At 42.9% G+C, this 16,498-nt stretch carries 15 protein-coding genes; 9 read left to right on the top strand and 6 right to left on the bottom strand.

The genetic code is table 11. The features are described 5' to 3' along the window. The first annotated feature begins 78 nt into the window (after nucleotides 1–78). Nucleotides 79–363, top strand: a complete 285-nt coding sequence (locus B5F18_RS11635) for a helix-turn-helix domain-containing protein (RefSeq protein WP_087157823.1) — start codon at nucleotides 79–81, stop codon at nucleotides 361–363. Then, complete coding sequence (locus B5F18_RS11640) at nucleotides 363–1,211, top strand: IS3 family transposase (protein WP_087157824.1); 849 nt, start codon at nucleotides 363–365, stop codon at nucleotides 1,209–1,211. The genes B5F18_RS11635 and B5F18_RS11640 overlap by 1 nt, the downstream gene beginning before the upstream one ends. Here the strand turns inward: B5F18_RS11640 and B5F18_RS11645 are convergent. Beyond that, nucleotides 1,182–2,273 (bottom strand): LamG-like jellyroll fold domain-containing protein, encoded by a 1,092-nt coding sequence (locus tag B5F18_RS11645; protein WP_087157825.1) that lies wholly within the window; start codon nucleotides 2,271–2,273, stop codon nucleotides 1,182–1,184. The two genes, B5F18_RS11640 and B5F18_RS11645, sit on opposite strands and share 30 nt — an antisense overlap. A 302-nt stretch (nucleotides 2,274–2,575) precedes the next feature. Between B5F18_RS11645 and B5F18_RS13095 the strand changes: the two genes are divergently transcribed. Both B5F18_RS13095 and B5F18_RS11655 read left to right on the top strand, forming a co-directional pair. Beyond that, nucleotides 2,576–2,860 carry an AraC family ligand binding domain-containing protein gene (locus tag B5F18_RS13095; RefSeq protein WP_442911377.1) on the top strand — a complete coding sequence of 95 codons (285 nt, stop codon included), beginning with the start codon at nucleotides 2,576–2,578 and terminating at the stop codon, nucleotides 2,858–2,860. Nucleotides 2,861–3,052: 192 nt separating this feature from the next. Then, the gene (locus B5F18_RS11655; RefSeq protein ID WP_162607593.1) at nucleotides 3,053–3,439 is read left to right on the top strand and encodes a helix-turn-helix domain-containing protein; all 387 of its coding nucleotides are present in this window, start codon (nucleotides 3,053–3,055) and stop codon (nucleotides 3,437–3,439) included. Nucleotides 3,440–3,497: 58 nt separating this feature from the next. Here B5F18_RS11655 and pepI read toward each other — a convergent pair whose 3' ends face one another. The 5 genes from pepI to B5F18_RS11680 all read right to left on the bottom strand — a co-directional run bounded on the left by pepI (nucleotide 3,498) and on the right by B5F18_RS11680 (nucleotide 9,478). After that, complete coding sequence (pepI, locus tag B5F18_RS11660) at nucleotides 3,498–4,379, bottom strand: proline iminopeptidase (protein ID WP_087157836.1); 882 nt, start codon at nucleotides 4,377–4,379, stop codon at nucleotides 3,498–3,500. Nucleotides 4,380–4,448: 69 nt separating this feature from the next. Further along, a complete protein-coding gene (locus tag B5F18_RS11665; RefSeq protein WP_087157828.1) occupies nucleotides 4,449–6,992 on the bottom strand; it encodes an ABC transporter permease in 2,544 nt (847 codons plus the stop codon). After that, nucleotides 6,989–7,672, bottom strand: coding sequence for an ABC transporter ATP-binding protein (locus tag B5F18_RS11670; RefSeq protein ID WP_087157837.1), 684 nt, complete (start codon nucleotides 7,670–7,672; stop codon nucleotides 6,989–6,991). Before B5F18_RS11670 ends, B5F18_RS11665 begins: the two co-directional genes overlap by 4 nt. A 124-nt stretch (nucleotides 7,673–7,796) precedes the next feature. After that, nucleotides 7,797–8,798 (bottom strand): sensor histidine kinase, encoded by a 1,002-nt coding sequence (locus B5F18_RS11675; RefSeq protein ID WP_087157829.1) that lies wholly within the window; start codon nucleotides 8,796–8,798, stop codon nucleotides 7,797–7,799. Between the two features lie 11 nt (nucleotides 8,799–8,809). Beyond that, complete coding sequence (locus B5F18_RS11680) at nucleotides 8,810–9,478, bottom strand: response regulator transcription factor (protein WP_330394174.1); 669 nt, start codon at nucleotides 9,476–9,478, stop codon at nucleotides 8,810–8,812. Between the two features lie 168 nt (nucleotides 9,479–9,646). On the opposite strand from B5F18_RS11680, the gene B5F18_RS11685 reads away from it, so the two are divergent. The 5 genes from B5F18_RS11685 (at nucleotide 9,647) to B5F18_RS11705 (ending at nucleotide 16,321) form a co-directional block, all read left to right on the top strand. Beyond that, complete coding sequence (locus B5F18_RS11685; protein WP_087157831.1) at nucleotides 9,647–10,996, top strand: MATE family efflux transporter; 1,350 nt, start codon at nucleotides 9,647–9,649, stop codon at nucleotides 10,994–10,996. Nucleotides 10,997–11,121: 125 nt separating this feature from the next. Beyond that, nucleotides 11,122–12,957 carry an NAD(P)-binding protein gene (locus B5F18_RS11690; protein ID WP_087157832.1) on the top strand — a complete coding sequence of 612 codons (1,836 nt, stop codon included), beginning with the start codon at nucleotides 11,122–11,124 and terminating at the stop codon, nucleotides 12,955–12,957. Further along, complete coding sequence (locus B5F18_RS11695; protein WP_087157833.1) at nucleotides 12,951–14,672, top strand: NADH-dependent [FeFe] hydrogenase, group A6; 1,722 nt, start codon at nucleotides 12,951–12,953, stop codon at nucleotides 14,670–14,672. The genes B5F18_RS11690 and B5F18_RS11695 overlap by 7 nt, the downstream gene beginning before the upstream one ends. Nucleotides 14,673–14,988: 316 nt before the next feature. Further along, entirely contained in the window at nucleotides 14,989–15,363 is a 375-nt protein-coding gene (locus tag B5F18_RS11700; RefSeq protein WP_087157834.1) for a PH domain-containing protein, read from the top strand. Between the two features lie 448 nt (nucleotides 15,364–15,811). Next, entirely contained in the window at nucleotides 15,812–16,321 is a 510-nt protein-coding gene (locus B5F18_RS11705) for a hypothetical protein (RefSeq protein WP_087157835.1), read from the top strand. Nucleotides 16,322–16,498 lie beyond the last annotated feature (177 nt).

Consider the following 16,498-nt stretch of genomic DNA (forward strand, 5'->3'; position numbering starts at 1 on the left):
TGTAGTGATATAGTAAATTTGTAACAACTTGTTCGAATAATATATTATAATATTATTCAAACCAAGGAGGACATCGCTATGTCAGTACGTTACAACGAAAACTTCAAAAAGGAAGTAGTAAAAGCCTATATGGCTGGCAATAAATCAACCGTTCAGATTGCTGCTGAGTATAATATTGCTAAAAGTACTGTTAGCCAATGGGTTAACCAGTACAAGGAAGAATGCCTTTATACCACAAACACAACACCGGAATCAAATGAAGCCAGGGAAATCAGAAGATTAAACCAGCTTCTTAATGAGAAAGATAAAGAAATTGCTTTCTTAAAAAAAGCAGCGGCATTCTTCGCAAAGGAAATCGATTAGTGGTATATCGATTCATAGATGATAATAAAAATATTTTTGGTTTAAGATGGTTATGTCATCAGTTTGGAATAAGTCCTAACTGTTATTACAATTATAAAAAAGATGCAAAATGTGAATATCACAGGCGTTTAGCACATATTTTTGAACTTATAAAGTATGTTTATTATAATAATAACCGTGTTATAGGCTATAGAGCTATGCGTATCTTTATCAAACGTTATGGATACATAGTCAGCAATACCACTATGCATAAATACATGAATAAAGAACTTCATTTATATGCGGTAATTATGCATTCTAAACCCGGCTACAAAACAGGTAAGAAACATAAAATATTTGACAACCTTTTAAACCAGAATTTTACAGTCGACGGCAAAAACAAGGTCTGGTGTACGGATTTTACTTATATGCGGCAACCAAACGGAAAGTTTAGATATAACTGTTCTATCATTGATTTGTATGACAGATCAGCAGTAGCATCTGTTAATAGTAATTATATAAATACAGAATTAGCAATAGACACCCTTAAAAAGGCCCTGGAACAGGAACATTATCCCCAGGTAATCCTGCATTCCGATCAGGGAGTACAGTTTACTTCCTGGGAGTTTGTTAATTTCTGCAAAGATAACAATGTAACTCAAAGCATGAGTAAGGCAGGCTGTCCTTATGATAATGCGCCTATGGAAAGATTCTATAACACTTTTAAAAGTAATTTTTATAATGTGACATCATTTTCAAGTATTGAAATGATGGACGAGCTTACAATAAAATATATCAACTGGTACAATTATGTTCGGCCTCATTCCTACAATAATTATTTAACACCAATGGAGGCCCGTTACAGTTAGATATTTATCGAACAAAGTGTTACAAAAATGCTTGACCAGTACAGTTGTACTGTCGGCAACCCCCTCCGGATTAGTAAGATGGATTGCATTTCCCTTTACTCCGGCCGGAAATTCCGGTGTCCCCATCACTGTACCGTTATTTCCCCTTCCACTTTCATCGGTAGCATCAGAATCATCAAACGATACATAGAGGACTGGCTGATCTTTTGGAGGCGTCTCGGCTCCGCTTAACTCCCTGACCTGTTCTTCCGTCAGAGCAGCTTTATAGACTGTCAGTTCATCCATATAGATATCCAGCACGCCAAGCTCTTTCTTTCCGTCAGCTCCTACAACGAAATTCAGCGCATCGATCGTACCGCTGCGGTCAGTAATATCGATTTCTGCACTTTTACTCGAGCCAAACCCGGATCCCTGAGTCGGTTTCTCGCCATCCACATACAGTACCATAGATCCGTTTCGGTCGACTGTTGCTGCAATATGATGCCATTTGCCGTCCACTGCCTCCGCAAAGCGGTCTGTCTCCCGGCGTTTCAGGCTTGCGTCTGTATTGAAATTCAAGTTGATTCCCTGCCTCATGTCGCCGATATTAAACCCTGCATTTTGTCCACTGTTCCAGTTCTTATTGCTGACAATCGCACCTTCTTTATGGTTCCTGTCCGAAGGACGCTCTGACTTATACCAGAAGGTAATCGAAAAATTTTCTTCCCCAAATTGAAGATCTTCCGGACTTCCGAAATCAATATACTGCTTGGCAGCCACCGGAGGCTGTCCGGCTGCATCTTCCGGATTGACCAGATGAACCGCCTGCCCGGAAACTCCTTCCACAAATTCCGGATTTCCGTACACAGTTCCATTATTTCCTCTGCCAGTGACATCCGTCGCCGTCCCATCATCAAACGTAACCTGCATAACAGGATCCGGAATCGACTCTGTCGCGATCTGTGCTGTAGTTGCTGCCGGATTCACGTTTTCTTCTGCCAGCACTGTCATTCCGCTTCCCAATGCGGACGTCAGAAACGCAAATGATGCCAGCATACTTAAGATTCTTTTTTTCCTTTTCATTCATAGATTCCTCCTTTGTCAGTTTTTATTTCTATTATTACAATATAAAATTATATTTTTTCAGTTAATTTAATTCATTATCAAAAATTGCTGTTTCATTTATATTTTTTGCTATTTTTGACTATCAACCAATACTTATGAACGTCACACATGTTCTGTTTCTCTTCAAATTTGTTTTCTTGTAATACACATCATAATTTAAATTAATCAGATAAATTTTTCTCTTTTTCTTGCCATACATCCAAAATTCCAATAAAATGATTAAAAGAAACCTTTTACATAAAGAGAAAGGAGCTATGAATATGCATTCCCAAGAATTGAAAATTTCGCCCCTGTCAGATTATTATGTGTATACTCCTAGTACACTGGCACAGAAACTTTTTCTGTATCCGATATCTGTAGGACATTTTATCTATGAACCAGGTTATAAACTACGCAGGAACCATTTTGACAGCTTTTTGATTATGTATATCTCTAAAGGGGTAGTTGAAATCCTTTCCAATGATGATACCTTTTATGCCAGGACAGGAGATTTTGTCCTTTTGGACTGCTATGCTCTTCATGGTTATAAGAGCTCTCGTTCTTGAGAAGCTTTATGGCTGCACTTTGACGGCCCACTTGCCAGGAACTATTTTCAGGAAATCTCCGCTCGTTTCGGACTGATACTAAATCCTGCCAATCCCAAAACACTTACTCACACATTGGGCCGGATATATACTACATTCCGCTCCTCCTCTCCGATCATAGAGTCCGTACTTTCAGATAATATTACCAGCCTTTTGAACAGCCTTCTCATCCCTTCTCCTGAGAAACACTCTTCTTTCTTCCATGCCCAAACGATAGCTGAAAGCATTGCTTTTATTAATGAACACTTCCGTGAGCAAATTTCTCTGGAAGAACTTTCCAGCCGCGCAAGCTTAAGCCTTTATCATTTTACGAGACTCTTTGCCAAAGAGACTGGTTTTACACCGCACCAATACTTGCTCCACACCCGGATTGCTGCTGCTAAATTCATGTTGACCTCCTCTAAATCCTCTATAAAAGATATTGGATTTGAAATTGGTTTCAATTCCGAGAGCAGCTTTTGCTCTACATTTAAAAAATGGGTTGGCCTGACACCAAGCCAATACCGTGAAAATACAACTCATCCAAACTTTTATCCTTAATGCAAAAAGAGACACAGGAATAAATTTCCAGTGTCTCAAAACCTTCTGCTTTCATAACTTAGTCGTTTTCTTCCATCCATCTGCGCATCAACTGCATATATTTTGCGTGCTCTTCCACAAACGGCATGTGGCGGCTGTCCTCAAAAAGCTCCCATTTTGCATTCGGGATACGGTCAAACATCGTCTTTGCCACAAGCGGCGTACACAGATCGTTTGTTCCATTGGTGATCAATGTCGGAACCTGAATCTCTCCAAGTCTGTCTGTATATTCAAAATCTCTAAGAGAACCACTTGGCACGTATTCGTTTGGTCCCCATCCGTGCACGTAAGCCTCTGTGCCGGATTTCTTCGGTCTTCTTAAACATTCCGGAGAATCTTCTGTCACTTCACCTGCACAGTGGCGCAGCATGAACTCTTCATTTGCCGCTAAATATTCCGGTGCGTCAAAGTGTCCGCTCTCCTCTGCCTTTGCGATCGCATCCTGCATTTCTTTTGGCAGGAAACGGATCTGTCTGTGCTGTTCCTGTGCCCAAAGTTTTGCTGAAGGAAGCGTGCTTGAAAGGATCGCACTTTGCACACCTTCTGGTTTGTAATTGATCAGATATTCGATCAAAAGCATTCCACCCCAGGACTGTCCCAAAATGTGTACATGCTCCAGTCCTAAATGCTTGCGCAATGCAATCAGTTCTTCGTCCCATGTTTTTGAACACCATAGTTCCGGGCGGTTCTCCACGAAAGAATTTCCGCATCCAAGCTGATCGTACATGATGATGGCGCGCCCATCCTCTGCCAGCTCGTCAAACACCTCAAAATAGTTGTGTGTTGAACCCGGACCTCCGTGAAGTAAAAGCAATGGTTTTTTATTTCCCTCACATTCTCCTACAATGCGGTAGTATGTCTGGTAGCCAAGATATGGCATATATCCTTCCTGTATTTTCATTGTTTCATTTCCCTCCTTGCCGTCTGGCACTTTTTCTTTGTCCATTATAGCAAATCGGGCTCTCCTTTGCTAGCTCATTTTCAGTTCATCAATGATATTGCTGTTTTTGATTTTCCTCATACAGTAGAACATGGTAAGCGCAACCACCAAAAAGGTCCCCATCACAGCTATTGCAAGGTATTTCCACGGCATCAAAAACGGAGCGTCCACTCCTTCTAGTAAAATCTTATACAGTGCTGCACTGATCAGCAAAGTCCCTGCAACTCCATAAAAAACAGAACGCAGTCCATAGATCAGGCATTCGTAACACATCATTTTCCTGAAATTCTTCTGCGGCATTCCCACCGACCGCAGCATAGCAAACTCTTTTCTTCGCAAAAGGAGGTTGGTGGAAACCGTATTGAACACATTTGCCACCGCAATGACAGAAATAAGGATGATAAAACCGTAAGTCAGGACATTGATGGCTGTCATGATGCCTTTGTCATCTTCATATTCTTTTGCCTGGTTGGAGAGCTGACCTTTTTTGGCAAGTCCGGCCATCTTCAGATCTTCTTCCAGCTGCCTGTAGACAGTTTTGTAATCATTGCTTTTGATATCGTATTTGAGAAGTGGTTTTATGGATGTTTTCTCTTCAAATATTCTTTCCATGGATCGCGGAAGGAGAAACATCGGACTGTACGTATTGCTCTGCGCCCATGACGGCATTTTGTCGGTCACATCCCATGCAAGGATTTTTGCCTGTTCCTGAAACACATACTCCTCTCCCTCGAATTCGCCCATTCCGATAGAAATATCTTTTCCTTCCTCTTCCTCCAAAATTTTCGTCTTTTCATATCTTTGTGTTTTTGCATTGTAGGAGCTGACTGTATTCACCAAAATTGCCGCAAGACGATCCGTCTCAAGGTATTTCTCACCATTTACTCCCATTTTTTTTGCAAAATCCAAAAAAGTTTCATCCGGAAGAAAATAGGCATCCAGATACAACTCCCCTTCTTTTTCTGTATAAATATTTATAGATGCAGCCAAATATTTTTCCATTTTCCCAATCCCGCTGTTGCCTGCAAACACTTTGTCGGCCTTCTTTTCGTCTTCGTCCGTATTCTCCCTCGACATCGTATAGGAAATCTGATACTTTGGCATCTTAAGCACAAATGCGCCTGTGCCCAAAAGATACATCTGGAAGAGCGCCGCGGTTGTGAAAAGAATGATGCTGACTGTCAAAGATAATACCGTAGTCCTGTATTTTTTCCTGTCGCGCTTATAATTTTTCTGCGCCAGCATTCCCTCCAGGCCGAAAAGTCTGTACGCCCACTTTCCTGTCCTGACTTCCTTTGGCCGTATTTTGATATCCGCAGTCGCGCGCAGGGCTTCCATTGGCGATATTTTCCGGATTCTTCTGGACGGAATCCACACAGAGATCAGCACTGTCACAAACGCGATCACAGCGGCAATCACAATGGAACTTACTGAAATTTTAAGAGGAATCTCGCAGGTTTCTCCATATATCCAGTTGCTGATGTCTTTTCCGATAAAGAAAAGCGTCACTCCGATCCCGCCGGTCCCTGCCAGAATGCCAATCGGAATGCCAATGGCACTCACGCTCAAAGCCTCGTATCTCAACGATTTTCTCAGCTGCTTTTTCGTGGCCCCGACAGATGACAAAAGTCCAAACTGAGCGGTTCTCTCCCTCAGAGAGATGGAAAACGCATTGTAGATAAGAGAGATAGATCCTACCATGATGACGATAATGAGCACAACTGCAAATCCTTTTAAGATTGTTCCTAGGTTGGAATTATCATCGATTCCCATCCATCTTAAAAGGCTGCTGTGGTAAACATAACCTTCCCCTTCCTCCAATGTGTATTGATCGGTAAACTCATAGACCTGTTCTGGATCTTTCAGGGTAATAAATACATCTTGGTACAGTGCCTCATCTTCATTTTGTACAGGTCCTGTGAGCACATCATACGCATCTCCACCCATGTTTACATCCTGCCATTCGCTGTATACTCCCACTACTGTGACCTGTTTTGTCTGTCTTGGCGTAAATACCTCCTGTTCTCTCTCATCATACCCGATCATACTTTGCACTGTGATCCTGTTTCCGTTCACGCTGCGGTCCCCAATCTCCAGAGTGTACACATCCCCGATCTTTGTCCTGCTTTCCTCATCTTCATTGGCAAGAAGGGTCTCGGGAACCAGTATCTCAGAGTCATTTTTTGGCATTCTGCCTTCCGCAAGCTTTGTAGGTATTGTTTTGACCGCCTCCTCTGACAGGGAACGGATATAAAGATACGGCATGCCCGGGGAATTCTCCATGACAGGCGGAAATTTTGCATATCCAAGCTGCGTACAGACAGCTGCCTCTTTTACCTTCTCATCCTGACACATCTGTTCTGCCTTATCTTTGGAAAGTCCGTTAAAAAGCACATGCCACCTGCCGTCCCGCTCTATTGTATAGTCGACTAAAAATGACTGAAAGCTAAGCCCAAATGTAGTGACAGCCGTTATCATAGCTGCGGACAAAATCACTCCTATGATCGTCACCAGAGTTCTCACCTTGTTTTGTTTCATTGTCCTTTTGGTAATACCCGAAAAAATATTTTTCATCTTCGGCTCACCTCGTCTCTGACAATCTTTCCATCCGCAAGCTCTATGATTCTGTCTGCCTGAAGGGCAATATTTTCGTCATGCGTGATCACGATCAGCGTCTGTCTGTATTTCTGATTGGAAAACCGTAAAAGCTCTATGATCTGACTGCTGTTCTCACTGTCCAGATTTCCTGTCGGTTCATCAGCCAGTACAAGCGCAGGCGCATTCATAAGAGCCCTCCCAATGGAAACTCTCTGCTGTTGTCCTCCGGAAAGCTGGTTCGGCAGATGGTTTTGTCTGTCTTTTAAATGAAGCATTTCTATCAGCTCCTCAAACCGTTTTTCATTCACCTCCCTGTGGTCCATCAAAACAGGAAGTGTCATATTTTCCCTCACATTGAGGACCGGGATCAGATTATAAAACTGATAGATCAGCCCTACCTGTCTTCTCCTGAAAATAGCAAGCGCCTCCTCATTCTGCGCGTACACATCCTTGCCGTCCACATAAACCTTTCCTCCGTCCGGCCGGTCCACCCCTCCGATCAGATGTAAAAGCGTAGATTTTCCCGAACCCGATGCACCGATAATGGCGACAAACTCGCCTTTCCGGACAGAAAAAGAGACATCTCTAAGCGCATGCACCTTGTTCTCCCCCGTACCATATATCTTCGATAAATGTTCCACCTTCAAAATTTCCATATCCTTTTTGCAGCCTCCTTTATATACATAAAATATCACAGAATATCTCCCAGATATCCTGTGATATCAAAGATAACAGATCCACATGACTCCCCCGTGACTTTCCCGTGACAAATCTGTCACTTTAAAGATTTCCTTTATAAAACCGGACTGTAAACATACCTCCGCCATGTTTTTGATTCTCTGCTTTTACTTTTGCATTCTCCCTGAAAAAAATTGCCTTTGCAAGGGCAAGGCCAATGCCAAACCCGGATCCTTTTGAATTTTTTCCTTTATAAAACCGTTCAAACAAATGCGGCAGATCCTCTTTTTCAAATCCAAGCCCACCGTCTGATATCTCCAGGCTGGTGTACAGGGGATTGTCCTGCCAGGAGACAAAAATCTCCCCTTCATTCGGCGTATATTCCATAGAGTTTTTCAAAAGGTTCCCGATCGCCTCCACAGTCCATGTCTCATCTGCCAGGACCATGGTATCTTTCTCCCCTTGAAGAGTAAGTTTCTGCCCGCGAAGTTCTATGGCGATTTCCAGAGGCGCCAGCGCTTTTTTTACAAGTGTGTAAAGCGGAACTTCCTGAACATTCAGCTCCACAGCCCCTGCATCCAGCCTTGAAAGTTTTAAGAGTACTGTGATCAGCCGTTCGATCCGCTCCAGCATCTGTTTCATCTCCCGCAGAAGTTTTCTTTGTTCCTCTTCGTTGAGATTCGGGTTTTTCATTCTCTCTGTCAAAAGATTCAATGTGGTAAGCGGGGTTTTGATCTGATGGGAAATATCTGCCAGAGAGTCCGCAAGCTCTTTTTTCCCTTTCAAGGACTGCTCCGCCTGCTCTCTTAACCGGACGGTCATCTTATAGATTTCATCCCTCAACACCTCCATATCCCCTTCCTGAAAACTGCTGATCTCCAGCACCGTATTTCCATGCAGGATTTCATCCAGCTCCCTTACAAGACGATTCACAGACCGATACCTGGCCGTACTCTCCAGATACCAAAGCCCGGCTGTGCACATCCCCAGAAGACACCATATCAGCACTGCAAAATCCGGGGCAGCTATCATTCCCGCCAATCCGATCATCCAAAACATTCCAAACAAGACTGCCTGCCGTTTTATTTCCTGATTGCGAAACATATCCTCTCTCCCTACCCCTCCATCTTATATCCTAGTCCCCTTACCGTGGTGATGATTTTCGGATTTTGGGGATCATCCTCAATCTTTTCCCTCAGACGTTTGATGTACACGGTCAGTGTATTGTCATTGACGTACTCTCCTGCAATGTCCCAGATTTCTTCCAAGAGCCGGTTTCTGGACAAAACAATCCCTCTGTTGTTCAAAAAGACGAGCAGTAGTCGGTACTCCAGGGCGGAAAGAGCGATCTCTCTTCCGTTTTTCTCCACCACACCTCTGACCATATCTGCCCTCAGCCCTTCTATTTTTGCAACCTGCACTGTCTTCCCAGCCCTCCTTAGGACGGACTTCATCCTGGACAAAAGCACTCTTGGCCGGAACGGTTTGCTGATGTAATCATCCGCCCCCATGTCCAGCCCTGTCACAACGGAAAACTCATCCCCAAGTGCAGTCAGAAAGATCACGGGAACCTGGAACTTTGCCTTGATCTCATTGCAGGCGCTGTACCCGTTCCCTTCCTTAAGTGTCACATCTAAAAGTACAAGAGAAAAATTTCCCTCATGCAGATATTTCAATGCCTTTTTTTGTCCATCCGCCGCAACCACCGTAAATCCTTCTTCCTTTAGGTATTGAGAAAGGTTTTCCACAATATCTTTGTCATCTTCCACAAGCAGAACATCCATCAGCTACTCCTCCTCGTATATTTCATTGACTTTCCTTTTGTTTCATGGTAACATAAATTGGCTATAAAGTATAAATATAAATTAATATAAAAGACAGAAGTCATATGGTTTTCCTGTTTCAGAATTAAACAGGGCATATGGCTTTTTTCTTTGTAAGGAGTTATTTTTATGGAAAAGAAACATGATTTTATGAAAACAAAACCTTTATTTTCTCTTTTGATGTCCATGTCTGTACCTATGATGCTGTCCATGCTGATCCAGTCCCTGTACAACATCGTTGACAGCATTTATGTGGCAAGACTTGGCACAGATGCGCTGACTGCCGTCTCTCTTGCCTTTCCGCTGCAGAACATCATTATCTCTGTTGCCGTGGGCATCGGGGTAGGCATCAGTTCTGCCATTTCCATCTACCTTGGCGCCGGAAAACAGTTGGAGGCAAACCGCACAGCCACCATCGGAATGGCACTTAGCGTCTTTCACTGTCTTTTATTCATTTTAATTGGCATTTTTGTCACAAAACCGTTTCTATCCTTGTTTACTTCCAAAGAGACTGTCCTGACCCAGGCCTGTCAGTATACTTATATTGTGCTCTGTGTATCTTTTGGATGTATTTTGCAGGTTGCCATGGAAAAAATCTTTCAGGGGATCGGGGAGATGAAGATTACCATGTTCCTGCTCGCCACAGGGTGCGTCATCAATATTGTCCTGGACCCGATCCTTATTTTTGGCCTTTTGGGCTTTCCTGCCCTTGGAGTTGCAGGCGCTGCCATTGCTACAGTCATTGGACAGATCTGCGCTTTTCTTTTGTACATTGTCGTCTACATGAGAAGGACTTTCGCGGTATCCATTCACCCGAAATATCTGTGCTTTGATAGAACAATTATTACGCAGATCTACAGTGTAGGCATTCCTTCTTCCATTATGATGACCCTGCCTTCTGTTCTCGTCAGTATTTTGAACAGAATCTTGATCACATTTTCTGATATTTATGTGGCAGTGCTTGGTATTTACTTTAAACTGCAGACCTTCATCTATATGCCTGCAAACGGCATTGTACAAGGGCTGCGTCCTATTGTCGGATACAATTACGGCGCAGGGGAACAGAAACGTGTCAAGCTTGCCATTCAATACAGCCTTCTCTGCGCAGGGGCGATCATGCTTTTGGGAACGCTCCTTTCCCTTGTTTTTCCGTCCCAGATATTTGCCCTGTTTGATGCAAGCTCCAGTCTTTCAAAGGCAGGTGTTCTGGCTCTTCGGATCATCAGCGCCGGATTCTTGATCTCCAGCATCGGCATCATCTATTCCGGAGCTTTTGAAGGACTTGGAAAAGGAAAACAATCCCTTTTGATCTCTCTCCTCCGTCAATTTTTGATCACCATTCCAGCTGCCTTTTTGCTCTCACGCACCCTTGGGCCTGTGGGTGTATGGATTTCATTCCCTGCCGGAGAGATCATTGCAGCCATTGTCTCCTTCTTTTTGTTAAAAAAATTTGAAAAAGGAGTATATTCTCCTCTGTAAAAGGCCTCAAATTTCCATTATAAAATCTTCTTAAATTTCATTTACTGATAATTTTTTCCGTGTTATATTATTGTTAGCACTTTATTTCGCGAAAGCGATGAGCAACAACAATAAGGAGGAAACATATGAGCAGATTAGAGCTTAAAAAATCCGGAAACATCCAGCGCTCTGTGGAGCAGATGTATGAAGTTCTGGAACGGCGTATGATCGCAGGGGCGATTGATTCGTGCCCCGCTGACTTTCACACCGGTTTCTTAAAAATCTGTCATGCACAGACATGCGGTAAATGTACTTCCTGCAGGATCGGTTTAAAGCAGTTGCAGAATCTGATGGAAGATGTTTTGGAAAACCGGGCAACCGTGGATACTTTAAACCTGATCGCACGCACTGCTGAGCATATTTACCAGTCGGCAGACTGCGCTATCGGTTATGAGGCAGCGCGCATGATCTACAAAGGTGTCACAGAATGTTACGATGACTATGTAAAATATATCAAAGACGGCGGAAACTTCAATTCCACACAGATATCAGTCCCTTGCGTGGCCGACTGCCCTGCAAGCGTTGACATCCCTGGATACATTGCACTTGTAAATCAGGGGCGCTACAGCGATGCTGTCCGCCTGATCAAGAAAGATAATCCCTTCCCTACCACCTGCGCTTACGTCTGTGAGCACCCTTGCGAGCGCAAATGCCGCCGCCGCATGATCGACAGCCCGGTCAACATCCGTGGGCTGAAACGTGCCGCTGTCGATTATGCAGAAAATGTGCCTCTTGAACCGTGCGCCGAGGCGACCGGAAAACATGTGGCTGTTGTCGGCGGCGGACCAAGCGGACTGAGCGCGGCTTATTACCTTCGCAGAATGGGACACAACGTGACTGTATACGAGGCAAAATCCCACCTTGGAGGTATGCTGAGGTACGGAATACCAAGCTATCGTTTTCCTCGTGAAAAACTTCAGGAGGATATCGACGCTATCCTCGCCCTTGGTATAGAGGTAAAAAGAGGAGTAAAGATCGGGGAGGATATGACCATGCAGGCTCTTAGAGCCCAGCACGACGCAGTGTACATTGCCATCGGAGCTCACACAGACAAAAAGATGGGAATCGAAGGCGAAGACGCAAAAGGTGTCACCTCAGCCGTGGATCTTTTGAGCGATATCGGCGATGAACATTACCCGGATTTCACGGGTGATGACATCATCATTCTTGGCGGTGGAAATGTTGCCATGGACTGCGCACGGTCCGCCCTTCGTCTCGGAGCCAAGAAAGTTTCCATCGTTTACCGCAGACGCCAGCAGGATATGCCTGCTCTTGCGGAGGAGATCGAGAGCGCGATTGCAGAAGGCGTGGAGATCATTCCGCTCATGGTGCCTCTTCGGATCGAAAAGGACGAGGATGGAAACGCCTGTGCTCTCTGGGCGCAACCTCAGCTGATCAGTCTTGCTGACAGAAAGGGCCGCCCATCCCCGAAAACGGCAAACAAGGAAGAAATCCGCATTCCTTGCAACAGAGTACTTGTGGCGATCGGCCAGAACATTGACTACAAGCATTTTGAAAGCAGCGGCATCGAGATCAAACATGGTGTCATCGATGCCTTGGATGACGGAATGATCCGCGAAAAAGAAGGCGTGTTTGCAGGGGGCGACTGTGTGACTGGTCCGGCCACTGTCATCCGCGCCATTGAAGCCGGAAAAGTTGCTGCCGCAAACATTGACTCTTACCTCGGCTACAGCCATTACATCAGCTGTGATGTGGAGATTCCAAAAGATCACATCCATAACCGTCTCCCTTGCGGACGCGTGGAACTTTCCGAGCGCGAGGCAGGAGAGCGCAAATGCGATTTTAAGGGAGTGGAAAACTGCATGAGCGAAGAAGAAGCAAAACAGGAATCAAGCCGTTGTCTTCGCTGTGACTACTATGGTTATGGCTCACTGGAAGGAGGTAGAACAGCACAATGGTAAATGCAGTAATCGACGGTATAAAAGTATGTGTTCCAAAAGGTACCAGCATCATGGAAGCCGCGGCCAGTATTGACATCAAAATACCAAAATTATGTTTTCTAAAAGATATCAATGAAATCGGAGCCTGCCGTGTCTGTATGGTAGAGATCGAAGGGATTGACCGCGTTGTCTCTTCCTGCAACCATGAACTGGAGGAAGGCATGGTCGTACATACAAACACCCCAAGAGTTCTCAGCATCAGAAAGACAAATATTCAATTGATCTTGTCCCAGCACAACAGCAATTGTCCGGTCTGTCTTAGAAACGGAAATTGTACACTTCAAGACATTGCCGGGGAGATGGGAATCTTAAGTGTGCCGTTTAAAAAAGAAACCGAAGAATTCAACTGGGATCACTCCCATCCGATCGTCCGCGATGCATCCAAATGTATCAAATGTATGCGCTGCGTGAACATCTGTGATAAAGTACAGGGTCTTCACGTCTGGGATGTCATCAACACCGGATATCGCACCACTGTAAATGTAAAAGGAAATGTCCCGATCGCCGACTCAAACTGCTCTATGTGCGGACAGTGTGTAACCCACTGTCCGGTCGGTGCACTGACTGTCCGCAAAAACGGAAACCAGGTATATGAAGCGCTCCGCAATCCGGAGATCACGACTGTTATCCAGATTGCGCCTGCCGTGCGCGCGGCTTTCTGTGAAAGCCTTGGACTTTCCAGGGATGCAGTGACAACCGGCCAGCTTGTGGCTGCTCTAAAAAAAATCGGTTTCGATTATGTCTTTGACACAAACTTTTCCGCGGACCTTACGATCATGGAGGAGGCAAGCGAACTTATTGAGCGTCTTTCCAACCGCTCTCACCATGCGTGGCCGATGTTCACGTCCTGTTGTCCTGGCTGGGTACATTTCTTGAAGACTGAATACCCGGACATGGTGAAAAATCTATCCTCGGCAAAATCTCCGCAGCAGATGTTCGGAGCTGTGGCTAAGACATATTTTGCGCACAAGATGAACATTGACCCGTCCAAAATGATGGTGATCTCCATCATGCCTTGCAGTGCGAAAAAGTACGAGTGCAAAGTAAGCGGAATGGACTCCACAGGAACCGGACAGGACGTGGATCTTGTTCTCATCACCCGTGAAATCATGCGTTTCATCCAGATGGAACATATCAATGTCCAGGAACTTCCGGAAGAGGATTTTGATTCTCCGCTTGGGGAAAGCAGCGGAGCAGGTGTGATCTTTGGCGCATCCGGTGGAGTTATGGAAGCAGCTCTTCGCACCGCTTATTTTCTCCTCACCGGCTCCAATATCACTCCGGATGCTTTCCAGGAAATCAGAGGCTATACAGGAGTTCGGGAGCTGGAAGTGGATGTGGCAGGTGTGAAAGTCCGCTGCGCTGCTGTCTCAAGCCTTGGAAAGGCAAGAGAACTGGTAGAAGATATCCGTTCCGGAAACGCATCTTATGATTTCGTGGAAGTCATGGCATGTCCGGGAGGATGCGCCGGAGGAGGAGGCCAGCCGATCAAGGATGGTTTTGAATTTGCCAAAGAACGCGCAGGCAAACTGTATGAACTGGATCAAAAAGCAGCGATCCGTTACTCCCACGAGAACCCGGAGATCCAGACACTTTACAAAGAGTATCTCGGAAAACCTCTCTCCCACACTGCACATGATCTTTTGCACACAAACCAGGAAGAATGGGAATTTTAACAGATTGATCTGACAAAACAAAACGAGGCGGTCACAAGACCGCCTCTCTAAAACATACAAGGTTGATCAAGAAACCGGAAACAGCCAAAAGATCACCCTCTTTTCTCATCTTACTTCTTTTCCTCCTTCGGAAATTCGATTTCCAAAATTTCCATTAGATTCCTGTAAGTTTGTATTTCATTTTTACTTCTTCTGTAAACGTACTCTCGCTTTTTTCCTGTTAACCCCAGAGTTTCAAATATTCTAAATTTTATTGAAGAGGCATCATTTTTATAATATAATAAATTTAATAGTTCAGGAAAGGAAGGACACAGCTATGATCGATTTTAAAAATGGCAGCTATGTAAAAATGAAAAAGACAAAAGGGTTCACAAATGAACAAATGGTAACCCCACTTTTTATTCCAGGTGAGGAATTCATCGGAGAATATCAGGCAATGCGCGATTTTGTAGTGTTTACAAACAAAAGGGTGATTGCCGTAAATGTGCAGGGACTGACGGGAAAGAAAAAAGATTTTACTTCTCTTCCGTATTCCAAAGTACAGGTATTTTCCATTGAAACATCCGGAACCTTTGATCTGGACAGTGAACTTGAACTTTGCTTTAGCGGTATCGGTATGGTAAAATTTGAATTTACAGGTGCCAGCGATATTGTTGAGATTGGTCGGACGATCGGAGAATATGTACTGTAAGGTGAAACTTTTCAAAAAAGCTCGATTAAAACACACAGACACCAAAGTTGGTATCACCATATCTCTGAAATTTACACTATAATGCAAGCAAGGACAGAATATACAAAAGAGAACTCTGTCCTTGATAATTAGTAACATTTCTTGTATATCTTCTTTAGTTTACACAAAAATCAAAATTTTCTCTATCTGTTTTTATTTATAGTAAATTTCACACTTATTTATTTGTTTTTTATATTATTTCTCTTTAATTCATATTTAACACATTATTGTATTCTATTTTATTTTATTTCTTTAATAATAAACTATGTTTTACTTTTTTTATATAATTAATTCATTTAATTTGTGTCTATTTTCTATTTTATTGTTTAATTTTTTTATTTTATGTGTTATAATCCTAATTAATAAATATGTAAAGATATAGTTTTTAATTATAATAGGGAAGACTTTTATGATTAAACGTAAGAAATTAATCTTTTTAGCAATATGTTTTAGTTTTATTTTAGTTGTATATATTTTTTTTAGTGCGCTAACTTATAATCAAATTTCCTTTAATGAAAATTCTATAAAAATTAATGGAAAAATTCTTTATCAAAAACACACTCCTAACAGTATGTTTACGATTTCTTATGAACAGGAAACAAAGAAATTTTATGTACGTTTTTTAAAAAAAGAAATGTGCGGTATTGGAAGTTTCAAAACTAATTTAATATATAATAGTAACTTGTTTTCTTTTAATTCAATTTTAAATAAGAATTATAGATATCAATATATATTAAAAAAGAATAAACTAACAGAAGTAAACAAAACTCCTAGTTCGGGAGCTCTTGGTTGTATAGGCTGGTACACTAAAAAATCAATATTAGGAACTATGATATCCGATACAGAAATTACATTGATATTAAAAGAAAATCAAAATTTTAACTTAAAGAATATAAATTCTATAATTTTTATTCAATAGATAAATGCAAACCATTGTACAATAGTTTTATATAAATAAATTATCTACAAACAAAATACTTATTTTTGAGAAAGACTAACTATTAAAAGTCAAGTCTAAAATGGAGATTTTGTGAATGAATTGCGGTAACGCATTTCAGATATAGTTGTACCTTGAAAATCGCATGACAAACAGAGC

Source organism: Lachnoclostridium sp. An181 (assembly GCF_002160325.1).
Lineage (GTDB): Bacteria > Bacillota > Clostridia > Lachnospirales > Lachnospiraceae > An181.